The sequence below is a fragment of the Sphingomonas zeicaulis genome, assembly GCF_050433225.1.
Classification (GTDB): domain Bacteria; phylum Pseudomonadota; class Alphaproteobacteria; order Sphingomonadales; family Sphingomonadaceae; genus Sphingomonas_D; species Sphingomonas_D zeicaulis.
Window position 1 is genome coordinate 237,704 of the sequence record NZ_JBNPXQ010000003.1, and the last position, 22,673, is coordinate 260,376.

The window sequence follows — 22,673 nt, forward strand, 5'->3', positions numbered from 1 at the left end:
GTTCGGCGTCACCCGATCCTCGCCGCAATCACTCCCTTCGCCTCAAGTTCTGCCGCAAGCGCCATCAGCATCCGGTCCCTGCCCGGCGCCGCGATCAGTTGCACGCCCAAGGGCATTCCCGGCACGTCGGCGAGCGGCGCCGCCACCACGGGCAGGCCGATATAGCTGATCGGCTGGGTGTAGAGCCCCAGATTGGCGCGCGCCGGGGCGGGCTTGCCGTCGATCGGGATTACTGGATCGTCGATCAGCGGCGCAGGGCCATAGACCACCGGCGCGATCAGCACGTCGTGCTGCGCGAAGGCGGCGGCGGCGTGGCCGCGGAAGATGGCGCGGAACGCCTTCGCATCGTCATAGGCGGCGCGGGGCAGCGCGGCGCCGGCGATCAGCCGGTCACGCGTCGCCGCGTCGAATTCCAGCGCGCGGGTGCGCAGTTCGGGCAGATGGAACTGGCCGCCCTCATAGCCTGTCATCAGGAACGCCGCCGAGCGCGCCTGCGCGACCTGCGGCAGTTCCACCGTCTCCAGACCGCCCAGCGCCGCCGCCAAGCGATCGAGCGCCGCGCTCATCTCAGGCGCGAGGTTGCGCCGGAACCAGCCGCCCAGCATCGCGATCCGTGCGGGCGCCGCGGGCAGTTCGCCATCGCCGCGCAGCACCGCGTCCACCACGGCGAGATCCGCCGCCGACGCCGCGAATGGGCCGATATCGTCGAGGCTGTCGACGAACGGATAGGCGCCCGCCATCGGCAGCGAGCCATGGCTGGGTTTCAGGCCATAGATGCCGCACAGGCTGGCCGGGATGCGGATCGAGCCGTTGGTGTCCGACCCCAAGGTGAACGGCAGCATGCCCGACGCCACCGCCGCCGCCGAACCGCCAGACGAGCCGCCGGCGAAGCGCGCGGGATCGTGCGGGTTGCGGGTGATGCCCCAATGCGCATTGTCCGTGACGAAGCCATAGGCATATTCGTCCATGTTGAGCGTGGCGACGAGCACCGCGCCGGCCGCCGACAGCCGTCGGATCGCCTCCGCATCCTCGGTCGCGGGCGGCGCATCCCGCCGCATCCCGGCACCGGCGGTGGTCGGCAGGCCGATCACGTCGAACAGGTCCTTCACGCCATAAGGCACGCCGGCGAGCGGCCCCGGATCGATGCCGGCTGCGACCTTCTCGTCCACCCCGCGCGCTTCCACGATCGCACGCTCGGCGAGCAGCCGCGTCGCGGCGTTGATGCCGTCATTGCGCGCCTCGATGCGCTTGAGCGCCTCACCCGCGATATCGACTGCGCGCATCTGCCGGCCGCGGACGGCGGCGGCAATCTTCAGAACCCCGGTCACGCGCCGCGCGCCTCGCGCAGCACCGCCCAATGATTGGCCAGCAGTCGCGCATTCATCGCCACGCCGGGCACGCAGTCGGCCGGCATCTCCATCGCGAGCGTTTCGGCGACCGTAGCCGCCACCGCTTCATCGGTCTCCGGCAGCGCGGGCGGGTCGGAAGGCGGAGAAGCGGTCATGATGGCCTCGATCAATAGGTAATAATTTTCTTAATAACGCGAAGATTTCGCTCGGCCAAGCGCGCTTGTTCGCCTTCCGCCGCGCGCGTAGGGCAAGCGTAGTTCTTCCATGCCAAAACGGGTGAAACGACGATGTACATGGGTCTGGTTCAGGGTGTGGCGCGCGTCGCGAGGGCTGAAACGCTGCCGGGCAGAATCGCGCTGACCCTGGAGTTCCCCGATCCGCTGACCGACAATCTCGTGCTGGGTGCCAGCGTGTCGATCGAGGGCGTCTGCCTGTCAGTGACCAGCATCGACGGCAACCGCATCGGCTTCGACGCGACCAAGGGCACGCTGGAGAAGACCAATCTCGGCACGCTGAGCCGCGACCGCGTCAACATCGAACGCTCGGCGAAGATGGGCGACGAGATCGGGGGCCACATCGTCGCCGGCCATGTTTCCGGCACCGCCGAGATCGTCGGCATCGACACGACCTCGGACGAGCATATGTGGATCAAGTTCCGCGTGCCGATGCCCTGGGCGAAATATGTGTTCGTCCACGGCTTCCTCGCGGTGAACGGCTGCAGCCTGACCGTGGCGGAGCAGGAGGGCGACGTGTTCACCGTCAACCTGATCCCCGAGACGATCCGCCAGACTACCTTCGGCCTCTATCGCGTGGGCGACCAGGTGAATTTCGAGGTGGAACACCAGACGGTGGTGCTGGTGGAAACGATCGAACGGACGATGACCGCGGCGGCGGAGCGGCTGTTTCCGAAGGTTGGCTGACCTCAGGCCTTCGCCCGCGCCGTCCGGCTGCGTATCAACACCGCAAGCATCGACACCGCCGTCACCGTCGCCACCGCACGGAAGGCGCCGTGGCGGCCGAGCAGTTCGCTGATCGGCTCGATCACCAGCGGGTTGAGGAAGTCGCCAAGGAAGATCGCCGAATAGAACATCGCGATCGCGCGATCGCGAACCGAAGGAGCCGCCACAGCGGTCAATGTCGTGATCATGTGCGGCAGGAACAGCCCGGCGGCGAGCCCGGCAATCAGGCAGCCAAGCGACGCGACGGCGACACCCTGCGAGAAGCCCAACGTCGCCAAGCCAACGGTCCAAAGCGCGAAGACCAGCGCGAAGCAGGCGCGCGAGTTCAGCCGGCGGCGAACCGTGCCATAGCTGAACCCGCCGATCGCCGCGCCGACCGGTGCGAGCACCGCCACGCGGGCCACGCGCGAGGGCGCGGAAATGCCGATCTCGCCGAGCAGGAACGACAATTGCGTGTTGGTCATCATCAGCACGATGCCGAAGCCGACGATTGCGGCATAGAAGGGCCACAGCGCGGCGAGCCCCTGCCCGGCTACGCGTTCGGCCGATACGACTGGCGCCATCACCGGACGTCGCCCGGCGAGTGCCATGACCAGCAGCAGCCATCCGATCAGATAGACCGCGAAGGGCAGTCGCCAGCCCCCCAACATGCCCAGTTCGCCACCGATCAATATGCCGAGAATCCCCCCGATGGACCCCAGCGCGCCCTTGATGCCGATCAGCCGCGCGCGCGGTTCGGGCGGATAGAGCGCGGCGATCAGCGCGGTCGAGGCGATACCGATGAACGAGGCGGCGATGCCGAGCAGGAAGCGTGCCGCGAGCATCAACGTGGAGCCATCGCTCCACAGCCCCGCGGAGCCGGTGAGGCCGTAGAGCGCGAAGCCGGCGACCAGCAGCCGCCACGCGCCGACCAGACGGATCGCCGCGGCGCTGAGGAAGCCGCCGGCGATGAGGCCGAGCGCGGGCGCGGTCATCACCGCCTGCGACAGCGCGGCGCCGCCGCTCCCGAAGTGCGCGGCGAGCAGCGGCAGCACCGGGATCAGCACGACGAGGGTCAGCGCGGTCGTCGCCGATCCGCTCATCAGCGCGAACAGCAGCAGCCGGTCCCGCAGCATCAGGCGCTTCCCAGGATCAGCCCGCTGGTCGGCACGCCGGTACCGGCGGTGACCAGCACCGGCCCATTGCCCGGCACCTGGTTGACCGAGGTGCCGCGCACCTGCCGCACCCCCTCGGCAATGCCGTTCATGCCGTGGATATAGGCCTCGCCCAGCTGCCCGCCATTGGTGTTGACCGGCAGCCGCCCGCCGATCTCGATCCCCTCATCCTTGATGAAATGGCGCGCGCGGCCGGGCGGCGCGAAACCGAACGCCTCGATCTGCGGCAGCACGAACGGCGAGAAATGATCGTAGAGCGTGGCGGTGCGGATATCACCCGGCCCGACCCCAGCCTGCGCATAGAGCTGCGCCGCGACCAGATCCATTTCGGGCAGGCGCGAGATATCGGCGCGGTAATAGCTGGTCATCATCTGCTGGTCATCGGCGGCGCCCTGCGCGGCGGCCCGGATGATCGCAGGCGGCTGGCGCAGCTTCGCCGCGCGGGCGGCGCTCGTCACCACCAGCGCGACGGCACCATCGGATTCCTGGCAGCAATCGAGCAGATGCAGCGGCTCGACGATCCAGCGTGAGGCCTGATGCTCGTCGAGCGTGATCGGCTGGCCGTGGAACCAGGCCGCCGGGTTGGTCGCCGCGTGGCGCCGGCAGGCGACCGAGACCCGCCCGAAATCCTCCGATGTGGCGCCCGTCTCGTGCATGTAGCGCTGCGCCGCCATCGCCACCCAGGATGCGGGCGACACCAGCCCGAAAGGCACATAATAGCCGTAATGCGCGGACTCCGCATTGGGCACGGGCGGCGGCGTGTAGCCGCTGCCGAAGCGATATTGCGACCGCTCGTTCATCGCGCGGTAGCAGACGACCACCTCGGCGACACCCGTCGCCACCGCCATCGCCGCCTGCATCACCGGCGCGCAGGCGCCGCCGCCGCCATAATGGATGCGGCTGAAGAATTTGAGTTGGCGGCCACCGATGTTGCGGAAGACCTCGATCTCCGGGTTGTTGTCCATCGTGTAGGTCGAAAGGCCGTCGACCTCCTCGCGGTCTATGCCCGCGTCCGCCAACGCCGCGGCGATCGCCTCGACCGCCAGACGCAGTTCGGACCGGCCGCTGTTCTTGGAAAATTCGGTGGCGCCGATGCCGACGATCGCGGCCTGCCCGGAAAGCGGACCCGTCATGCCGTCTCTCCCCGATCGAGTGTGATTGTGGCGGTGACATGCTCGCCAATCGCGTTGCGGCCGCTGACCGCGACCTCGACCCGGCTGCCCTCGACGCGCGCGACATTGCCGTTCAGCCGCATCGTGTCGCCGACGAAGTTCGGCGCGCCCAGCCGGATCTCGACCGCCGCAATTCGAGCGTTCGTGCCGCACCAGTCGGAGACGTAGCGCTGGACGAAACCGTTGGTGGTCAGGATGTTCATGAAGATGTCCGGCACGCCGGTCGCCTGCGCGGCGGCCTTGTCATGATGGACATTCTCGAAATCATTGGTGGCGATGGCACCGGCGACGATCGCCGAGGCGGTGATCGGCACCACCAGTTCGGGCAGCGCCTGCCCCACGGTCACGTCCTTCATGCGAGCGGCTCCGTCTGTCCGGTGGCGACTGCGGCGCCGATGGCGGCAAGCATCGGGCCGGCGCCGCCCAGCGCCTCGCCGATCTGCGTGGCGGTCAGGAAATAGCGATGGATGGGATAAGTGATGTCGGCTCCAATACCGCCGTGCAGATGCTGCGCAGCATGGGTGACGCGGTGTCCGCCGAGCGCCGCCCAATATTTGGCGGTGGCGATATCGGCGGGGCGGGCATCGCCCTGATCGATCTGCCACGCCGCGAGCAGCGCGGTCGATCGCATCGCCTCGACATCGATGAAGGCGTCGGCGGCGCGCTGCTGCACCGCCTGCATCGACCCCAGCGGCTTGCCGAACTGGATGCGGTTGCTGGAATAATCCGCTGTCCGCCGCAATGCTTCGGCGGCGACACCCACCTGCCGCAGCGCCAGCGCAACCTGCGCGCGCTGGACCAGTTCGGAGACGACCGCCCCCTCCCCCACCCGCGCATCGCCGGCCACCACCGCGCGATCGAGCGTGACCAGCGCCTGCGGCTCGCCACTGGTCGAACGCTGCGGCGCGATGGTGATGCCGGGGCCAGACGGATCGACGAGGAACAAGCCCGGCCCGTCCGCCGTGGTCGCGGTGACCAACAATGCCTCGGCCTCCGCACCATAGGGCACTGCATATTTGACACCGGACAGCCGCCAGCCATTGCCGTCCGCTTCGGCGAGCGTGGTGGGCCGTGCCGGATCGACACCGCCGGCTTCCTCGATCGCCACGGCGACGAGCGTCTCACCGGCAAGGATGCGCGGCAGCCAGCCGGATTGCGTGGCGCCACCGTGCGCGTCCAGCGCCCAGGCGGCCAGCGCGACCGTCGCGGTCAAGGGTACCGGCGCCAATGTCCGCCCCTGTTCCTCCAGCAGCAGACCAAGCTCGATCATGCCGAGCCCGAGCCCCCCGCCCGCTTCGGACAGGGCAATGCCGAGCAGCCCGGCCTCGGCCAAGGTCTGCCACAGCGCCTTGTCATAGGGCTGGCCGCTGTCGGCGAAGGCGCGGATCGCGTCGTCGCTGCAGGCGTCGTCGAAGATGCGCGCGGCCAGATCGCGCAAGCTGCGCTGGTCGTCATTCAGGTTGAAATCCATCGGGCGCCTCCTTCAGGCCAGCCGGAAGGCGGGGAGGACATAGCCGGGCTCGACCTCGACGAAGTCCGCGACCACGGCGCGCCCGATCGCGACATCCTCCGGCGGGGCATCGAGCATGTTGGCGACAATGCGCACACCCTCCTCAAGCTCGACGAGCACGATCGGCAGCGGATAATCGAACCCCGGCAGGCGCGGCTGGTGCATGATGACGAAGCTGTGGATCGTACCGCGCCCGCTCGCCTCGACGATGTCGAAGTCGAGGCTGCCGGTCTTCGGATCCATCGGCCCCGGCGGATGGCGCAGGCGGCCATTCCACGACTGGAACAGCAGTTTGCGTTCGTTCAGGCCATTCCAGAAGAAGGCGTTGTCATGCGTGATCGCCGGGCGCGGATGTGGGAAGGCCGGCGCCTGATCGGCGGGCGCCGGCGCTTTCGGCTGCGCGAGATTGGGTTTGAACTTCAGCACCCGGAAGGTCATCCGCCCTACCGGCTCGTCACCCACCGAGAAGGCGAATTCGAGCGTGACGAAATGACCGATGCCGAGGCCGGTGCGCTTCTCGTCCGACACGTCGGCGACGATCGGCGTGGAGGTCACGACATCGCCCGGCCGCAGATAGCGCTGATACTCCTGCCGCACATTGGTCGCGACGACGCCGGTATAGCCGGCATCGTCGAACAGCGAGAGCACCGCCATGCCGTCCTCGGCGGTGCGCCCGCCGGGGCGGTAGGGCGCCATCGCCCACACGTCGAGCATGGCCGGCGGAGCGACGATGCCGGGATGGCCGGCGGCGCGTGCGGCATCCTCGTCGAGATAGATCGGGTTGGTCTCGCCCATTGCCTCGCACCAGCGGCGGATCATCGGCAGGTTCACCGCATCGCGCGCGGTGGCGGGTCGGGTGGCGGGCTTGCCGATCCAGCCGCGCGCTTCATCGAGCAGCGCCGACATCAGCGCGCGCCCCGCGGCATGCCGAGGCCGACCTGCGCGACCATGTCGCGCAGCACCTCCGCCGTGCCGCCGCCGAACGTGTTGATCTGGCATTTGCGATATTCGCGCTCGATCCGCCCGCGCAGCACCGCGCCGGGCGAGCCGTCGCGGATGAGGCCGGCCGGCCCCAGCACGTCGAGCAGCAGCCGCATCACCTTGATCATCCCCTCCGTACCGAACACCTTAAGCCCCGAGGCGAGGTCGGCACGGGTGGAGCCCGTCGCCACCTCCGCCGCCACCCGGTTGCCCATCACCCCGATCGCGCGCAGCAGCGCATAGGCCTCGCCCAGCGCCGCCTGCACCCACGGCACATCGAGCAGCCGGCCGGCGCCGGACGGCGTCTCGCGCGCCCATTCCACTACCTGATCGAAGCAGCCATTGCCGGCATAGGTCAGCGCGGCGAGGCCGATGCGCTCATGATTGAGCTGCTCGGCGATCAGCCGCCAGCCGCCGTTGACCGCGCCGATCACCATGTCTGCAGGCACGCGGACATCCTCGTAATAGGTCACGTTGGTACGGAACCCGCCCACCGTCCAGATCGGCGAAACCGAGAAACCGGGCAGCTTCGTGTCCATCATCAGGATGGTGATGCCCTTGTGCGGTGGCGCGTCTGGATCGGTGCGGACCGCGAGGAAGATGTAGTCGGCGCCCTCCGCGCCACTGGTGAAGATCTTCTGGCCGTTGACGACATAGTCGTCGCCATCGCGCACGGCGCGCGTCTTGAGGCTGGCGAGGTCGGTACCCGCACCCGGCTCCGAATAGCCGATCGCGAAGATCAGCTCGCCGGTGGCAATGCGCGGCAATATGTCCTGCTTCTGCTTCTCGGTGCCCAGCCGCATCAGCGCCGGGCCGACGGTATTGACGGTGACGAAGGGGAACGGTGCCTCGGCAAGCACCAGTTCCTCGAGGAGGATCTTCTGCGTCAACGGATCGAGCCCGCGGCCGCCATAGCCGGCGGGCCAGCCGGGGGTGAGCCAACCGTCCTGCCCCATCTTGCGGATCACCGCGCGATAGGTGTCGCCGGACTCGGCATCGACCGTGGCGGCGCGGACCTCCGGCGTCATGATCGCATCAAGATAGGCGCGGAATTCGGCGCGGAGCGCCTTTTGCGCGGGGGTGAAATCGACGTGCATGAGGAACTCCTAGCCCCTCCCCTGCAGGGGAGGGGTTGGGGTGGGGAATGAGAGGGCGCTGGATCTGGAGAATAGGTGCCGGGTGAACAGGCCCCACCCCAACCCCTCCCCTGAAGGGGAGGGGCTCATGAGCTTGGCGCCTCGAACGGCGCGATGCCGAGGCGCGTCAGCACCGACTCATCCAGCGGCACATAAGCCCCCGCCTCCGGGTCGGCGACGAACAGCGGATCGCCATCGCAGCGCGCCGGATCATAGCCTTCGCGCTGCAGCTCGATCTTGCGCAGCTTGAACGTCGTCGTCATGTCGGCGCTCGCGGTCAGGCGAACGAACAGCGGCACCGCATAAGGTGCGAGATGCGCGATTGCGAAGGCGTGGAACGCGGCGCCATCGAAGCTGCCGCCCTCGTCATAGGTCAGCGCGGCCATGCCCGCGCGCCCCTCCGCCCCCGGCACCGCGACGCCATAGACATTGACGACCGACGGCCCGGCGAAGCCGGACAGCACCGTCTCGACCTCCTGGGTCGAGACATTCTCGCTCTTCCAGCGGAAGGTGTCACCGACGCGGTCGACGAAGAAGAAATAATCATCCTCGTCGAAGCGCACGAGATCGCCCGAGCGGAACCAGCGGTCGCCGGGCTTGAACAGGTCTCGCATCAGCTTGGCTTCGGTCGCCTCCGCCGAGGTATAGCCTTCGAAGAAGCCGCCGACGCCGGTGCCGTCGAGCACCTCCGCCACCAGTTCGCCCACCTCGTGCGGCCCCGCCTCAACGAAGCTGCCATCGGCAGCGCGGACATGCTCGCCCTTGCCCACATCCCATTTCAGCACGCGGATGTTGGTCGCCTGCGGATAGGGCAGCCGGCCGACCGATCCCGGCCGCCCATCGACATTGGTAATGCCGTAATTGGCCTCGGTCGATCCCAGCCCCTCGATGATGTTGGATACGCCGAAGCGCCCGGTGAAGGCGGCCCACAGGTCCGGCTTCAGCCCGGCACCACTCATCACCCGCAGGCTGTGGTCGCGATCATCGGGCGACGGCGGCGTCGCCATCAGATAGCGGACGATCTCGCCGATATAATAGACCGCGGTGATGCGGTGCCGGCGGACGTCCGCCCAGAAGCCCGATCGACTGAACTTGCGGCGCAGCACGAAAGGCCGCCCGGCCGCCAGCGCGACAGAGGGCACCACCATCCCACCGGCGCCGTGATAGAGCGGCAGCACGCAATAGTGGACGTCGTCCGCGCCGAACTGCATCAGCCCGGTCATCATCTCGCCGGCGTTGAGGAAGCGCATGTGGCTCATGCGCGCCGCCTTGGGCAGCCCGGTCGTGCCCGAGGTGAAGATGAGATAGAGCGGATCGGCCATCACCACGCCACGCCGCCAACCGCGGGGCGGGTTTTCGGCTGAGGCGGCGTTCATTGCCGCATCGAAATCGCGCCAGCCATGGTCGCTGCGGTCGGCGCCGGTTTCGGATTGCTCGAAGATCAGGTCGGGAAGCGCTGCGGGATCGACACTCGCGATGGTCGCTGCGAGTTCGGATCCCACGATCAGCGCCTTCGCTTCGACCTGACGCAACGCATGGCCGAGTACCTGGCCGGTCGCGCTGGTGTTGAGCAGCGCGGTGACGATCCCGGCCTTGGCCAGCCCCAGCCAGATCATCACGAATTCGGGCCGGTTGAGCATCAGCAGCGCGACGACATCGCCCTTCACCAGCCCCACCTCATGCGCGGCATGGGCGACGCGGTTGGCGCGCGCATTCATCGCGGCGAAGTTGATCGCCTGATCCTCGAACAGGATGAAAAGCGTGTCGGCGGCGTCGACCGCGCGCTCTTCCAGCCTGTCGGCGGTGGTATAGGCCATGTCGCGCGCGAAGCCGGCGACGCGCTGATAGCCGCGCATCAGCCGGCGCATCGATTCCTCGCGCGAGGGGACGATGAAGCCGTTCATGCCGCCTCCACCGCGCGGCGATCGATGAAGGCGATCAACGCCGCCAGGAACGCGTCATTGTCGTCGCCTGCCACCATGTGGTGGGCACCGGCGATCGGCACGACCTCCGCATCGGGCAGCAGCGCGCGGAACCGCGCCGCGCCTTCCGCCGAGACGATCTCGCTGGCGGTGCCGTGCACCAGCAGCAACGGCTGTTCCACCGCGCGCGCCGCGGCGGACAGGCGATGGTTGATCGCGTCCATATCCCACCCGCCCTGCGGCCGGACGAAATTGGGATCCCAATGCCAGTACCAGCGCCCGTCATGGCGGTGGCGCAGGTTACGTGACAGGCCGTCGAGGCGTTCGGGCCTTGGCCGGTGCGGCAGATAATCGGCGATCGCATCCGCCGCCTGATCGAGCGTATCGAAACCGCCGAGCGTGCCGCGCATGAAGCCGACGACCTGATCGCCGCCTCGTTTCTCCATCCACGGCACGATGTCGACGAGCACGATCGCGGCGGCCGGCGCCTGCGGCGCCTCCCCGACCGCGAGCAGGCTTGCGAGGCCGCCGAGCGACGCGCCGACCAGCACCGGCGGCGTCGCAAACTCCGCGATCACGCCGCGAAGATCATCGGCGAAGCGATCGAGCGTGTAGCTGCCGTCCTGCGACCAGCCGCTGTCACCATGTCCGCGCTGGTCCAGCGCGACCGCGCGATAGCCGCGTGCACCCAGCGCCGCGACGGCATTGCGCCATGCGCCGCGCGTCTGCCCACCGCCGTGCAGCATCAGCACCGGCATGCCATCCTCCGGCCCGGCCGCGTCCGCGATCAAGGGTATGCCGTCGCTCGCTTCGTAGGTGATCATCAGCCCCATGCGGCAGACGCCTTCGCGGTATCGGCGATGCGCACGCCACGAATGCCAAGATGGACCCGCGCCTCATCCGGCGTCATCGCGAACACCTCTTCATAACGCATGAAGAAGAGCGGGTCGGACTGGCGGCCGACCGCAGCCCCCCGCTCCACCGCGTCGAGCACGGTCAGCCAGGTCTGCGGATAATGGAGCACCGCGCGGGTCAGGATGCGGGTGGAGCCGAGGATCGCGAAGACGGAAAGTTCGCCGGCAAGCTCGGGGCTCAAATGGACGAAAAGGTTGGTGAGGCGCATATAATAGGGCACGACCTCACCGATGAAGTCGAACCCGCCGCCACCCAATATATGTTCGAGATCATGCTGCTGGCCGGCGCGCAGGTTGAAATATTCATAGTCGTTTTTCGGCTTGAACGGCGGCACGATATCCACCTGCAGGTCATTATCGACGAGCTGGCGATAGAAGATGTGGCCGACCGTGCCGGGTTCGTATTGCGCGAGATCGTCGCGATTGAAGCTGGAGACATATTGCTCGGCGAACCAGGCGTCGAGCGGGGGATTTATCGCGCGCTCCTCCGCGATCAGCGTGTTGATATGCTCGATATCCTGGATCTGGCGGAGCAGCAGCACGAGCTGGATCGAGTCCGAAGGCGTCGGCACGTCGGCGCCGTTTCGCCGCAGCATGTGCGTTGCCACCCAGTCGCGCAACCGCGCGTCATTGAGATATTTGGAGGAACTGATCAGCGTGCTGCTGTCGGTCGACAGCGGCACGATGCCCTTCATCAAATAGCTATAGTCGGTCATGCCAGAACCTCCGGCTGAACGGTGGCGGCGATCTGCCGCGGGACGGGTATGGGAAAGCGCATGATGAGCTGGGCCATGCCCTTGGCGGCGGGATCGAGCCCCGCGCCGGCGAGGATGCCGCCGCCCAGCGCATCGCGGACGACGAAGTTGAGCGCCGCGATGCCGGGCACGGCATAGCGATCGACCTTCGGCGGATGCCCCTCCGGCGTGAGGTGACGATACCAGTCGCCCACCTGCGCCGCGCCCATTGCCGCCGCGATCCACGGCAGCCAGTCAGGCTCGCGCGCGATGATCGCCACGTTGAACAGGTCGCCCTTGTCGCCGCTGCGCCCCCAGGCGAGCCGGATGAGATCGACCGCGATCAGGTCGGCGCCGTCCGGCGCGGCGCTCTCCAGCGCCGGCTGCGCGGGCATCGTCGAGCGCCCATCGCCCGCCGCGACGCTCCAGCTTCGCTCGCCCATTGTCACGCGCGCCTCCACCTCGTCGCGCGGGATCAGGAAAGCGAAGTTGCCGGTCAGCGGCTGGACATTGGTCGCGAGGTTGACGCCGGTGCCGACCGACATCGTCGAGATGCCCGAGGCCTGCTCGCGCGCGAACAGCCCCGCGCCTTCCACCATCGGATGATCGGCCGTGATCTTCATGACCACTTCGCGCGCATCGCGCACCCGCGCGTGAGCGCCGAAGCTCGCTTCCTCGCCGATCACGATCACCGAGCTCGCGGTGAAATCGGGCAGGTTGGCGCCGCGCAGCAGGCTGCGCGCGCGCGCGAGCAGCGCCGCGCCCTGCCGCCGCGCCTTCGCCCCCGCCGCCTCCCCGACGATCGGGGTGAGGCCGACGGTGCGCCAACCCTTGTCATGGGTGATGCTGGTCTTGAGGAAGGGCGTCGGCGGTCGCCCCCTGGCGCCGGAGACAATGACGCGATCTGGCCCGTCCGGCGCCAGCCGCACGTCGCTGAAATCGCAGGAGACGTCGGCAACGATATAGTCAGCCGGATCGCTGACCTCATACAGCAATTGCTCGGCGACGGTGCCGACCGAGACCAGCCCGCCCGTTCCCGCCGGCTTGGTGATGGTGACGCTGCCATCGGTGCGGACCTCGCCGATCGGGAAGCCGATCGTCTCCCAATCCTCGACCGCTTCCCAATCAGTAAAGGTGCCGCCGGTCACCTGCGTGCTGCATTCGAGGAGGTGGCCGGCGAGCGTGCCGGCCGCGAGCAGGTCATGATCGTCGCGGCCCCAGCCGAATTCGTGGATCAGCGGCCCCAGCACGATCGCGGAATCGACGACGCGGCCGGTGATGACGATGTCCGCCCCCGCCGCCAGCGCCTCGGCGATCGGGAAGGCACCGAGATAGGCGTTGCAGGTCAGCACCTCTTCGGGGAAGGCGGCACCGGTAAACATGTCGCGATGACCTGCCTTGCGGAGCTCTGCCACGCGGTCGATCAGGTCGTCGCCGGTGACCGCGGCAACCGTCAGCGAGAGCCCCTCGGCGGCGATGCGCGCCTCGACGGCGCGCGCGAGCCCAATCGGATCGAGTGCACCGGCATTGGCGACGATGCGGATCTTCTGCCGCGCAATCTCATGCAGATGCGGCCCGACATGGACGTTGAGGAAATCGGGCGGATAGCAGCTTGGCGTCGGCGATCGGCGGGCGCGGCCGAACATGCCCATGCTCGCTTCGGCCAGATAGTCGAAGATGAGATAGTCGAGCCCGCCGGCTGCGAGCAGTTGCGGCACACCAAGCGCGCTGTCGGCGAAATAGGCCGATCCGCCACCGATCCGCACCACGCGATCCATCCTGTTCCTCTCCCTCGCCGGCGTTGGTGCCGGTCGTCTCGATCGTCGGCATCCTATGGGCCGCCTGCCGACATGGAAGCTCGGCGGATGTTCGGATCCGCGCGCGCCTGTTTGGATCCGCGCGGACTCAGCCGACGCGCCCCTCGCTGCGGAAGCGCCCGGGGGTCGTGCCGCTGGCACGGCGGAAGGCGAGGCTGAAGCTGCTCGGGGTGCTGAAGCCGAGGTCGGCGGCGATCTGCTTCAGCGGCAACGCCGTGTCCCGCAACAAGGTCTCGGCGCGGATCAGGCGCACCTCCTCAATCCAGCGATGCACGGACCGGCCGGTGGTGTTGCGGAAGATGCGGGCGAAGTGGCTGGGGCCGATGTCGACCGCACCAGCAAGATCGGCGATGCACAGGCGCCGCCCGCCCGACGACGCGACATATTCCTCGACGCGCCTGAGCTGCCACGCCGCCAGCCGTCCGCGTTCGTCCGGCACCCGCGGGGCCACGCGCAGGAAATAGCGTGCGAGATCGATCGTCATCGCGGCGGCCAGCGCATCGACCAGCAGGTCGGACGCGAAGCCGGGCGCCAGCGCTTCCGCTGCCATCCGTTCCAGACCACTGCGAATGCGCACGTCACGCACATCGCCGCACCGCGCCAGCAGGCGCGGGTCACCACGGTCGAAGTCCGGCGGCAACAGCCCTTCCACCGTGGAGCAGACCGACAAGTGCCGGTCACCGCCTGCTCCGGTCGCGCTGATCGCCATCCCCGCAGGGACTACCATCATGCCGCCGAGAGGGAGGATGCCGCTCCGCCCGTCCGCACCCCGATAGATGCCGGCAGCGCCCTGCGGCAGGTTGCGGCACAGCGCGATCACATCTTGCCGTGGCCGGCCGGTGTCTCGCGACGGCGTATCGTAGCGATAGGTGTAGACGTGGATGCGCGTGCGATCGGTGCGCAGTTCGGCGTTGGTTTGCGCCCGTCTCATCCTCTACTCCTTCATCCCGTCTGAAGCGGGCGATCCCGGCTGCGGCCGAGTCGGTCTGGCGGATCATTCCTAGCATATTGCGTAGCTGATCCGCTTGTCACGCTACGCAAAATTCAACGCAAGGCGCTAGCCAAAAAGCCCCTCGGCACCGACACATGTGCAGTCTTGCGTATTGTTATGCAATTTTCTCTACGCGTTATCGTTGACGATAACAGTATCAGAGCGCTATGCGTCGCATCAACAGCATAACCACCCGCAAAAAGCGGGGTCGACCAGCAAGGGGAGGATCGATGTCGCATATGAAGACCCGTCTGGCGGCGCATGCCGCCGTTGTCGCGCTCGCCGCGGGGGCGAACAGCGCAGATGCCCAGACCGCACCTGCCGACCCGGCGGCGGAGGCGGCACCGCTTTCCGATCAGGGCATCCAGGATATCGTCGTCACCGCGCGCCGCCAGTCGGAGTCGCTGCAAAAGACGCCGATCTCGATCACCGCGCTGGACAGCGTCGCATTGGAAAAGATCAACGTCCAGTCGGTCGAGAAGGTCGCGCAGATCGCGCCCAATCTCGTGATCAGCCAGCAATCCTCTTCGCTCTCCGCCACGTCGATCAACATCCGCGGCATCGGCCAGACCGATCCGTCGCTGGGGCTCGATACCGCCGTCGGCATCTATCTTGATGGCGTCTATGTCGCGCGCTCCGCCGGCTCGATCTTCGATCTCGTCGACCTCGAACGGATCGAAGTGCTGCGCGGTCCGCAGGGCACCTTGTTCGGCCGCAACACCACCGGTGGCGCGATCCAGCTCGTCTCGCGCAAGCCCGCGGACAAGTTCGGCTTTCTCGTGAAGGGCGGCTACGGCACGCGCGACAATTGGTATGGTCGCGTCCGCGTCGATTCCGGCGAATGGGGCGACACCGGCATTTCGGTTTCGGGCAGCTATCTCCATCGCCAGCGCGACGGCTATTTCAACAATGCGCTGACGCCCGACAGCAAGGATCCGGGTTCCCTCAACGTCGATGCGTTCGCAGTGGGGATCCGCGGCGACTGGGGCGATTTCCAACTCAGCTACGGTTTCGATTTCGACGATCGGACCGGTGCGCCCGGCTTCTTCCAGACCGTAGCGCTGAGCGCCGATGCCCGTACGTATTACAGCCGCTCTCCCAATTATGGCGGCCCGCCGCTGCAGTTCGTCGGCCCTGACACGCGGCTCTTTTCGGGGCTGCAGCAGCCGGGCGGACCCGGCGACACCTTCACGTCCCACACGCGCAGCCAGGGCCAGAACCTGACCTTGTCCTATGATTTCTCGGATGCGCTGACGCTGAAGTCGATCACCGGCTATCGCAAGCTGCTGCTGGAAAACGTGCTGGGGCTCAGCGGCCAGGGCGATCTGCAGGGGCTGGTGCTGGATTTCACCTCGCCGACATTGACCTCGGTCGGTTCGGTCACGCCCTATAATGGCTATAACAGCCCGCAGCGGCAAAAGCAGTTCTCGCAGGAGGTGCAGGCGCTCGGCAAGGTCGGTGACTTCAACTATGTGCTCGGCGCCTATTACTTCCGCGAGCGCGTTTCGGAGCGGAACAACCAGTCGCTCACCCTCGTCCTTTCTCCGTTCGCACTGCCCTTCCTCGGCTTTCCAACCGGGGTGCAGGATGCGTTGGTCGCGCAGGGCATCGACCTGATCGGCCTCAACCTCAACCCGGTCGCCGCCTATTCGCAGGTTTCCAAATCCTATGCTGCATTCGGCCAGGTGAGCTGGAAGCCGCAGGCGCTGGACGAACGCTTCGAACTGACCGGAGGCATCCGCTATACCGAGGACAAGAAGAGCATCTTCCTGCAGAACACCGCCAATGGCGTGTCTTCGGTCGTCGGGCCGCCGCGCGGCAATGTGAAGTATACCAACACCTCGTTCCTCGGCTCCGTGAGCTATCAGATCACCCCGACCGCGCTAGTCTATGCGAAGGTCTCGACCGGTTATAAATCGGGCGGCTTCAATCCGCGCGCGGATACGCTGAACATGTTCGATCCGGAGAAGCTGACCTCTTACGAGGCCGGCACCAAGCTCGACCTGTTCGATCGCCACCTGCGCATCAACGCGGCCTTCTTCTACAGCAAATATGACGATCTGCAGGTGCCGCAGTTCGCTGCCGGCACCGGCGGCGCCTCGACCCTGCTGGTCAATGCCGGCAGCGCCGACTTCAAGGGGGTAGAACTGGAGGTCACCGCGGTGCCCACCCGCGGGCTGACGCTGTCGGGCTCGCTCGGCTACACCGATCCGAACTACAAGAGCTTCCTGTTCCGCAATCCCAACACCAACGAGATCACCGACGTCGCCGATACGGCGCGCTTCCCGAACGTCGCCAAGTTCAATTCCAACGTCGCCGTCGAATATGTGTTTCCGCCGATGGACGTCGGCACGCTTTCGGCGCGCGCTTCCTATGCCTATCGAAGCCACGTCTACTTCTATCCCAATGACGAGGTGAACCCGTTCCAGCAGGATGTGGATTCGCCCGCGACCAACACTGTCGACGCCCGCATCGCGCTCAGCGACATCCCGATCGGCGGGCGGGCCAAGGCGGAAATCGCGGTACTTGGCGAAAATCTGCTCAACGAGGATCAGGTGCTCTACGGCATCGATTTCGGCTCGCTCGGCTTCGGCGGCAAATTCTACAGCGAGCCGCGCCGCGTGATGGTCGAATTCAAGCTGAACTACTGAGGGGCGGGACGATGAGCTTCGAAGGCAAGAGCGCCGTCATCACCGGCGCCGCCAGCGGCATTGGCTTGGGGCTGGCGCAGGAAGCGGCCAAGCGCGGCATCCGGCTGGTGCTTGCCGATCGCGACGCGACGGCGCTGGAGAGCGCCGCCGCAGCGCTGCCCGATGCACTGGCGGTGCCCACCGACGTGACCGATTCAGCTGCGGTGGAGCGGCTGGCGGAGATCGCGTTCGATCGGTTCGACACCGTCGACCTGCTGTTCAACAATGCCGGCATTATGGCGACCGGGCTGAGCTGGGAGATCGCACCGGCGCGGTGGGACGCCTCGATCGCGGTCAATGTGGGCGGCGTGCTCAACGGCATTCGCGCCTTCGTGCCCAGGATGCTGGAAAAGGGCGCGCCGACGCGCATCGTCAACACAGCGTCGGTGGGCGGCTTCGGTCCCAGCCCGCTGATGGCGCCCTACAGCGCGACCAAGTTCGCGGTGGTCGCGCTCACCGAAGCGCTGAAGGGCGAACTCGACATGCTGAAGGCGCCGGTCGCCGTCAGCCTGCTCGCGCCCGGCCCGGTCCGTTCGGCGATCTTCGACGACCCGTTCGGCGGCGAGATCCATCCCGCAACGAAAAGCTTCGTCGATATGCTGCGCGGCATGATCGGCCAGCACGGCATGGATCCGCAGCCCTTCGCCGAAGCAGTGTTCGACGCGATCGGCCGCGGCGAATACTGGATCGTGCCGCAACCCGAGGCGCTCGACCCGATGCTGGAGCAACGCCACAAGATGATCCTTGACCGTACCGAGCCGCGCTTCGCCTTCGTGTGAGGGACTATCCCCGGGCGAAATTTCGGAAACCTTCCGCTAATTCGGTATTGCGCAAGCCTCGAGACGGGCCGAGATTGGGCGTGCGCAAATCACTCTGCGCCGGCCGGCCGACATTCGATCGGCACACTCTTCTCATCCCGCATCGCACAATGGTCACGTGGCATATTTGCCGCACTGCGTATTGATATAGCATTTTTGCTACGCAAAGAATTGATCTTTGCGATTGTATCGCGCATGAAATGGCAAAAGCGATAATTAGCCCGCAAGAGGGAGAGGATCTATGAAACCCATGCGCGCGCTCTGCGTGTCGACGGCAGCGCTCGCCTTCGCCATGGCCAGTCAGGGATGGGCACAGACCACGCTCGAACCGGCCCCGGCACAAGCGCAACCCGAAGCACCGCCGGCCGAGGCGGCGACGCCCGGCTCTGGCCTGGAAGACATCATCGTCACCGCCGAGCGGCGCTCGGAAAACCTCCAGCGCACCCCGATCGCAATCACTGCGATGACGTCGACCGCGCTGCAGACCTCCGGCATCAACGATCTGCGCGGTGTCGTGCAGGCGGCACCCAGCCTCTATTTCGCGCCCTATCCGAGTTCGTCGACCACGCTGGTGCTGTTCATGCGCGGCCAGGGCATCGGCGATCCCAACATCATCACCAAGGATGGCGGCGTCGGCCTCTATGTCGACGGCATTTACCAATCCCGCCCCCAGGCCTCGACCTTCGACCTCGCCGATGTCGAGCGCGTCGAGGTGCTGCGCGGCCCGCAGGGCACACTCTATGGCCGCAACACCACGGGCGGAGCGGTCAACATCATCAGCAAGAAACCGAGCGGCGAGTTCGGCGTGCATGGCCTGCTCTCGGTCGGCAACCTCGACTACAAGCGCGCGCTGGTGAACCTCGACCTGCCCGAATTCGCCGGGCTGAAGGTTAAGCTGACCGGCTTATTCTCCGACCGGGACGGCTGGGCGGGCAATGCCCGCGACACCGGCAACACCCCCGCGGCGAATGATTTCCAGTCCGACCGCAAATATGCCGTGCGCGGCGCGGTGCGGTGGGAACCGACCCCGGATTTCACGCTGGACTATGCCGGCGACTATAGCGATCAGCGCACGACGCCGGTCCGCTACGTCACCGAGAACCAGTTCGCACCCTTCCTCTTCCCCGGCTACAATCCGGACCCGGAAAACAGCTATCGGCCGGTCTACCTGCCCTACAGCCATGTGAAGTCGGACGGGCAGACGCTGATCGCCGAGTGGCGCGCAAGCGACGCGCTGACCTTCCGCTCGCTCAGCGGATACCGCCACATTAAGGTCGACACCTATCAGGACTATGTCGAATCCTTCCTCGCGCCCTTCTGGGCCTATGACCGGATCTCGTCCAAGACCTACACGCAGGAGTTCCAGGCGGTCGGGAATTTCGCCGACCAGTTCAAATATGTCGTCGGTCTCTATTATTTCCGCGAGACCGCGAACCATATCCTCGCGGCCGACATCGGCACGGGTACGCCCGGCCAATTGGTGATGGTCGATCGTGATACCAGCGCCAAGTCGATCTCCAAGGCGGTGTTCGGGCAGGTGACGTGGACGCCGCTGTTCGCCGACGGCAAGTTCGATATCACCGTGGGCGGCCGCTATACGAGCGACAAACGCACTGCGGATCGCGTCCGCACCTCCAACCTGTTCATCGGCGAAACCTCGCCGCTGGTGTTCCGCGGCTTCAATGGCGACGGCATCGTCGTGCCGCTGGGATCGGTGATCGGCGAGACGCGGGTGAAGAACAACAAGTTCAACCCCGCCATCACCGTCAGCTACCGCCCATCGCAGACGACCTCGCTCTATGCCAAGGTCGTCACCGGCTACAAGGCGGGTGGCTCCAACGAAGCCTCCCCCACCTTCACCCGCACCTTCGGCCCGGAATCGGTGACCAGCTATGAGGCGGGCTTCAAGTCCGACCTGTTCGACCGCCGCGTGCGCCTGAACGTCGCGGCGTTCCTCGCCAAATATAAGGATCTGCAGCTCGATATCTCGGCGGACGCGGCGGACGCCTCGCTCTCCGACACCTTCAATGTCGGCCGCGCGACGGTGAAGGGCTTCGAGACCGACATCACGATCATCCCGGTCGAGGGGCTGACCCTGCAGGCGAGCCACGCCTACACCACCTCGAAGATCCGCAATGTCGCGGCGCCGGCCGGATCGATCTTCGATCCCGCGATCAACCCGGCCTCACCGGTCGACGTGGGCGACGACATCACCGGCTATTTCGTGCTTCCTTTCACGCCCAAGCACAGCGTCCGCCTGGCCGGTGACTGGGTGATCGCATCGATCGGCGACGGCGAACTCGCCGCGCATGTCGACTATACCTGGAAGGACAAGGTGTTCACCACCGCCGGCGACGGCCCGAGCGTGCCGGTCGGCCGCGACGCGCCGATCAACCAGAGCTATGAACTGGTCGATGCGCGGCTGAGCTACACGATCGATCGCGGCGGCGGCCGCAACATCTCGATCGCGCTGTGGGGCAAGAACGTCTTCGACAAGCGCTATCCGGGCTTCGTGATCGGTTCCGGCTCGATCATCGCGGGCTATCAGAACCAGGCGATCTCCTATGGCGATCCCGCGACCTACGGGATCGACGTCGGCTTCTCCTTCTGAAGCAGCCCAAGGCGGGCGAGCCGCGCCAGCATCGCGCGCTCGCCCGCCGCCCCCGGCGCCGCCGGTTCCAGTTCGAGTTCGGCGAGGCCGGCGAAGCCCGCTTCGCCGAGCGCCGCAAAGATCGCGTGCCAGTCCAGCGTGCCCGCGCCGGGTTCGACCCGGCCGGGCACGTCGGCGATCTGCACCATGGCGATGAGCGCACCCGCCGCCGCGATCGCCGCGACCGGATCCTCGCCGTGCAGCGCGACATGGCCGAGGTCGAGATCGATCCGCACGAACGGATGATCTGCGGCGCGCACGACGATGAGCGCATGGGACAGCCGCTCGATCAGCAGGCCCGGCGCGAAGGCGGGATGCGTCGGCTCGACGCACAAGGTGACGCCTGCGCGCCCGGCCCGATCCGCAGCGCGCGCGAGATTGCCGGCCATCGCCTGATATTGCACCGCCAAATCCATCGCCGGCAGCCGCCCGGTAACGCAGGTGACCGTCCGGCTGCCGCAGCGCGCCGCTGCCGCCAGCGTCGCATCCAGCGCATCGAGCGCGCTGCCATCGATCCACGCCGGCGAATCCCAGCGCAGCGGATCATGAACGAAGCCCCCCATTTCAAGGCCATGATCGGCGGCCGCCGCGCCGATCCGCGCCTGCACGTCGGGTGGGCGCAGCGCCAGATAATTGTCGGATACACCGGCAAAGCCGAGGTCCGCCAGCAGCGCGATCTGCTCGATCGGATCGGCCGAGCCGACGATGCCGCGCAGCAATGGCGCATCCGGCGCGCGGACGCCGAGATGCCCGGCGAGGCGCGGCGGGTTCATCGCAGACTGCCGAGGAAATCGAGCAGCGCCGCGTTGAACGCTTCAGGCTTTTCCTGCTGGACGAGATGGCCGGCGCCCTCGATCGTGACGATCCCGGCCAGCCCTGGCACCCGCCCGCGCATCCGCGCCTCCCAATCGGGGAAGAAGCCGAAGGATGGATCGGCGCTGCCATAGAGGAACAATGTCGGCACGATCACGTCATGGTCCGCCCAGGCGCGGCCGAGCGCCCAATTGGCGTCGGCGGTGCGATAGGAATTGAGCCCGCCGATCATCCGCCGCATCGGATCGGGATGGTCATAGCCGGCGACGAAGCGGGCGAACTCTGCCTCGCTGAGCCACGGCCATGGCAGCGGCGGCGCGGCGGGCAAGGCGTCGAGATAACCGGTCCCTTCGGACGGCAGGCTTTTCCACGCCCAGAGATCGCCCTCGGCGCTGAGCGCATGAAAGCTGCGGCGCAAATAATCGGCCAGCGCACCGCCCAGTTCGCGATCGGCAGGGCCGACCGTCTGGAAATAATGGAAATGGACGAAATGCTCCGCCGCCATCACCGCATAGCGTTCGGTGGGGCGGCGATCGGGTGATGCCATCTCCGGTTCCGCCGGCGCATCGGCGGGCAGCCGTTCGGCGCTGCCCAGCAGCGCGCGGCCGGCAAGATCATAATCATAGGGGATGGTCGTGACGAGGCCGCGCACCCGTTCGGGCGCACGCACCGCGAGGTTCCAGGCATATTGCGCGCCGAAATCCTGGCCGACGATCACCGCCTGTGCGGCGCGATAATGATCGAGCAGCGCGATCAGATGGGCCTGCATCCGGTCCGCCGCATAGAGCGCAGGGTCGAGAGGCCGGTCGCTGCCGCCATAGCCGAGGCTGTCGATCGCCACCGCGCGCCAGCCCGCATCGGCAAGCGGCCGCATCTGGTGCCGCCACGAATAGGCCAGCCCCGGAAAGCCATGGATCATCAGCACCAGCGGCCCCGCGCCGGCCTCCACCGCGCGCAGGCGCAAGCCGCCACCAACATCGATCATGCGCTCCGATATACCCGCATTCATCTCGCATTTCTCATAATTTATGATTATCGATTCACGCTATACGCAGTGATGACG

Annotated in this window: 19 protein-coding genes; 4 read left to right on the forward strand and 15 right to left on the reverse strand. The window is 66.9% G+C overall.

The window, feature by feature from the left end:
• Positions 1 to 8: 8 nt before the first annotated feature.
• Both FHS96_RS13835 and FHS96_RS13840 read right to left on the reverse strand, forming a co-directional pair.
• Positions 9 to 1,328 (reverse strand): AtzE family amidohydrolase, encoded by a 1,320-nt coding sequence (locus FHS96_RS13835; protein ID WP_429592344.1) that lies wholly within the window; start codon positions 1,326 to 1,328, stop codon positions 9 to 11.
• A complete protein-coding gene (locus FHS96_RS13840) occupies positions 1,325 to 1,504 on the reverse strand; it encodes a hypothetical protein (RefSeq protein WP_429592346.1) in 180 nt (59 codons plus the stop codon). Before FHS96_RS13840 ends, FHS96_RS13835 begins: the two co-directional genes overlap by 4 nt.
• 138 nt (positions 1,505 to 1,642) lie before the next feature.
• Between FHS96_RS13840 and FHS96_RS13845 the strand changes: the two genes are divergently transcribed.
• Positions 1,643 to 2,269, forward strand: coding sequence for a riboflavin synthase subunit alpha (locus FHS96_RS13845; protein ID WP_429592348.1), 627 nt, complete (start codon positions 1,643 to 1,645; stop codon positions 2,267 to 2,269).
• Positions 2,270 to 2,271: 2 nt separating this feature from the next.
• Here FHS96_RS13845 and FHS96_RS13850 read toward each other — a convergent pair whose 3' ends face one another.
• The 11 genes from FHS96_RS13850 to FHS96_RS13900 all read right to left on the reverse strand — a co-directional run bounded on the left by FHS96_RS13850 (position 2,272) and on the right by FHS96_RS13900 (position 14,579).
• Entirely contained in the window at positions 2,272 to 3,423 is a 1,152-nt protein-coding gene (locus FHS96_RS13850) for an MFS transporter (RefSeq protein ID WP_429592351.1), read from the reverse strand.
• Positions 3,423 to 4,595: a lipid-transfer protein gene (locus FHS96_RS13855; protein ID WP_429592354.1), complete on the reverse strand. Its 1,173-nt coding sequence runs from the start codon at positions 4,593 to 4,595 to the stop codon at positions 3,423 to 3,425. The genes FHS96_RS13850 and FHS96_RS13855 overlap by 1 nt, the downstream gene beginning before the upstream one ends.
• Positions 4,592 to 4,990, reverse strand: a complete 399-nt coding sequence (locus FHS96_RS13860; RefSeq protein WP_429592357.1) for a MaoC/PaaZ C-terminal domain-containing protein — start codon at positions 4,988 to 4,990, stop codon at positions 4,592 to 4,594. The genes FHS96_RS13855 and FHS96_RS13860 overlap by 4 nt, the downstream gene beginning before the upstream one ends.
• Positions 4,987 to 6,105 (reverse strand): acyl-CoA dehydrogenase family protein, encoded by a 1,119-nt coding sequence (locus FHS96_RS13865; protein ID WP_429592360.1) that lies wholly within the window; start codon positions 6,103 to 6,105, stop codon positions 4,987 to 4,989. Before FHS96_RS13865 ends, FHS96_RS13860 begins: the two co-directional genes overlap by 4 nt.
• Before the next feature lie 12 nt (positions 6,106 to 6,117).
• Positions 6,118 to 7,050 carry a bifunctional MaoC family dehydratase N-terminal/OB-fold nucleic acid binding domain-containing protein gene (locus tag FHS96_RS13870; RefSeq protein ID WP_429592363.1) on the reverse strand — a complete coding sequence of 311 codons (933 nt, stop codon included), beginning with the start codon at positions 7,048 to 7,050 and terminating at the stop codon, positions 6,118 to 6,120.
• Positions 7,050 to 8,222, reverse strand: a complete 1,173-nt coding sequence (locus tag FHS96_RS13875) for an acyl-CoA dehydrogenase family protein (RefSeq protein WP_429592367.1) — start codon at positions 8,220 to 8,222, stop codon at positions 7,050 to 7,052. Before FHS96_RS13875 ends, FHS96_RS13870 begins: the two co-directional genes overlap by 1 nt.
• A 125-nt stretch (positions 8,223 to 8,347) precedes the next feature.
• Complete coding sequence (locus FHS96_RS13880; RefSeq protein ID WP_429592369.1) at positions 8,348 to 10,165, reverse strand: long-chain-acyl-CoA synthetase; 1,818 nt, start codon at positions 10,163 to 10,165, stop codon at positions 8,348 to 8,350.
• Positions 10,162 to 11,016, reverse strand: a complete 855-nt coding sequence (locus tag FHS96_RS13885) for an alpha/beta fold hydrolase (RefSeq protein ID WP_429592372.1) — start codon at positions 11,014 to 11,016, stop codon at positions 10,162 to 10,164. Before FHS96_RS13885 ends, FHS96_RS13880 begins: the two co-directional genes overlap by 4 nt.
• Positions 11,007 to 11,813 carry a Coq4 family protein gene (locus tag FHS96_RS13890; protein ID WP_429592375.1) on the reverse strand — a complete coding sequence of 269 codons (807 nt, stop codon included), beginning with the start codon at positions 11,811 to 11,813 and terminating at the stop codon, positions 11,007 to 11,009. The genes FHS96_RS13885 and FHS96_RS13890 overlap by 10 nt, the downstream gene beginning before the upstream one ends.
• Positions 11,810 to 13,609, reverse strand: coding sequence for an acyclic terpene utilization AtuA family protein (locus FHS96_RS13895; protein ID WP_429592378.1), 1,800 nt, complete (start codon positions 13,607 to 13,609; stop codon positions 11,810 to 11,812). Before FHS96_RS13895 ends, FHS96_RS13890 begins: the two co-directional genes overlap by 4 nt.
• 127 nt (positions 13,610 to 13,736) lie before the next feature.
• A complete protein-coding gene (locus FHS96_RS13900; RefSeq protein ID WP_429592381.1) occupies positions 13,737 to 14,579 on the reverse strand; it encodes a helix-turn-helix transcriptional regulator in 843 nt (280 codons plus the stop codon).
• 299 nt (positions 14,580 to 14,878) lie between these two features.
• On the opposite strand from FHS96_RS13900, the gene FHS96_RS13905 reads away from it, so the two are divergent.
• The 3 genes from FHS96_RS13905 (at position 14,879) to FHS96_RS13915 (ending at position 20,758) form a co-directional block, all read left to right on the forward strand.
• A complete protein-coding gene (locus FHS96_RS13905) occupies positions 14,879 to 17,290 on the forward strand; it encodes a TonB-dependent receptor (RefSeq protein ID WP_429592384.1) in 2,412 nt (803 codons plus the stop codon).
• An 11-nt stretch (positions 17,291 to 17,301) separates the two neighbouring features.
• Positions 17,302 to 18,108 carry an SDR family NAD(P)-dependent oxidoreductase gene (locus FHS96_RS13910; RefSeq protein ID WP_429592387.1) on the forward strand — a complete coding sequence of 269 codons (807 nt, stop codon included), beginning with the start codon at positions 17,302 to 17,304 and terminating at the stop codon, positions 18,106 to 18,108.
• A gap of 280 nt (positions 18,109 to 18,388) precedes the next feature.
• On the forward strand, positions 18,389 to 20,758 hold the full coding sequence (locus FHS96_RS13915; RefSeq protein ID WP_429592390.1) for a TonB-dependent receptor: 2,370 nt from the start codon (positions 18,389 to 18,391) through the stop codon (positions 20,756 to 20,758).
• Here FHS96_RS13915 and FHS96_RS13920 read toward each other — a convergent pair.
• Positions 20,728 to 21,570, reverse strand: coding sequence for a TIM barrel protein (locus FHS96_RS13920; RefSeq protein ID WP_429592393.1), 843 nt, complete (start codon positions 21,568 to 21,570; stop codon positions 20,728 to 20,730). The two genes, FHS96_RS13915 and FHS96_RS13920, sit on opposite strands and share 31 nt — an antisense overlap.
• The gene (locus tag FHS96_RS13925) at positions 21,567 to 22,595 is read right to left on the reverse strand and encodes an alpha/beta fold hydrolase (RefSeq protein WP_429592396.1); all 1,029 of its coding nucleotides are present in this window, start codon (positions 22,593 to 22,595) and stop codon (positions 21,567 to 21,569) included. Before FHS96_RS13925 ends, FHS96_RS13920 begins: the two co-directional genes overlap by 4 nt.
• Between the last annotated feature and the right edge of the window lie 78 nt (positions 22,596 to 22,673).

Coding starts and splice junctions, on each gene's coding strand:
- FHS96_RS13840 (WP_429592346.1), bottom strand. CDS start 1,504: ATGACCGCTTCTCCGCCTTCCGACCCGCCCGCGCTGCCGGAGACCGAT.
- FHS96_RS13845 (WP_429592348.1), top strand. CDS start 1,643: ATGGGTCTGGTTCAGGGTGTGGCGCGCGTCGCGAGGGCTGAAACGCTG.
- FHS96_RS13850 (WP_429592351.1), bottom strand. CDS start 3,423: ATGCTGCGGGACCGGCTGCTGCTGTTCGCGCTGATGAGCGGATCGGCG.
- FHS96_RS13855 (WP_429592354.1), bottom strand. CDS start 4,595: ATGACGGGTCCGCTTTCCGGGCAGGCCGCGATCGTCGGCATCGGCGCC.
- FHS96_RS13860 (WP_429592357.1), bottom strand. CDS start 4,990: ATGAAGGACGTGACCGTGGGGCAGGCGCTGCCCGAACTGGTGGTGCCG.
- FHS96_RS13865 (WP_429592360.1), bottom strand. CDS start 6,105: ATGGATTTCAACCTGAATGACGACCAGCGCAGCTTGCGCGATCTGGCC.
- FHS96_RS13870 (WP_429592363.1), bottom strand. CDS start 7,050: ATGTCGGCGCTGCTCGATGAAGCGCGCGGCTGGATCGGCAAGCCCGCC.
- FHS96_RS13875 (WP_429592367.1), bottom strand. CDS start 8,222: ATGCACGTCGATTTCACCCCCGCGCAAAAGGCGCTCCGCGCCGAATTC.
- FHS96_RS13880 (WP_429592369.1), bottom strand. CDS start 10,165: ATGAACGGCTTCATCGTCCCCTCGCGCGAGGAATCGATGCGCCGGCTG.
- FHS96_RS13885 (WP_429592372.1), bottom strand. CDS start 11,016: ATGGGGCTGATGATCACCTACGAAGCGAGCGACGGCATACCCTTGATC.
- FHS96_RS13890 (WP_429592375.1), bottom strand. CDS start 11,813: ATGACCGACTATAGCTATTTGATGAAGGGCATCGTGCCGCTGTCGACC.
- FHS96_RS13895 (WP_429592378.1), bottom strand. CDS start 13,609: ATGGATCGCGTGGTGCGGATCGGTGGCGGATCGGCCTATTTCGCCGAC.
- FHS96_RS13900 (WP_429592381.1), bottom strand. CDS start 14,579: ATGAGACGGGCGCAAACCAACGCCGAACTGCGCACCGATCGCACGCGC.
- FHS96_RS13905 (WP_429592384.1), top strand. CDS start 14,879: ATGAAGACCCGTCTGGCGGCGCATGCCGCCGTTGTCGCGCTCGCCGCG.
- FHS96_RS13910 (WP_429592387.1), top strand. CDS start 17,302: ATGAGCTTCGAAGGCAAGAGCGCCGTCATCACCGGCGCCGCCAGCGGC.
- FHS96_RS13915 (WP_429592390.1), top strand. CDS start 18,389: ATGAAACCCATGCGCGCGCTCTGCGTGTCGACGGCAGCGCTCGCCTTC.
- FHS96_RS13920 (WP_429592393.1), bottom strand. CDS start 21,570: ATGAACCCGCCGCGCCTCGCCGGGCATCTCGGCGTCCGCGCGCCGGAT.
- FHS96_RS13925 (WP_429592396.1), bottom strand. CDS start 22,595: ATGATCGATGTTGGTGGCGGCTTGCGCCTGCGCGCGGTGGAGGCCGGC.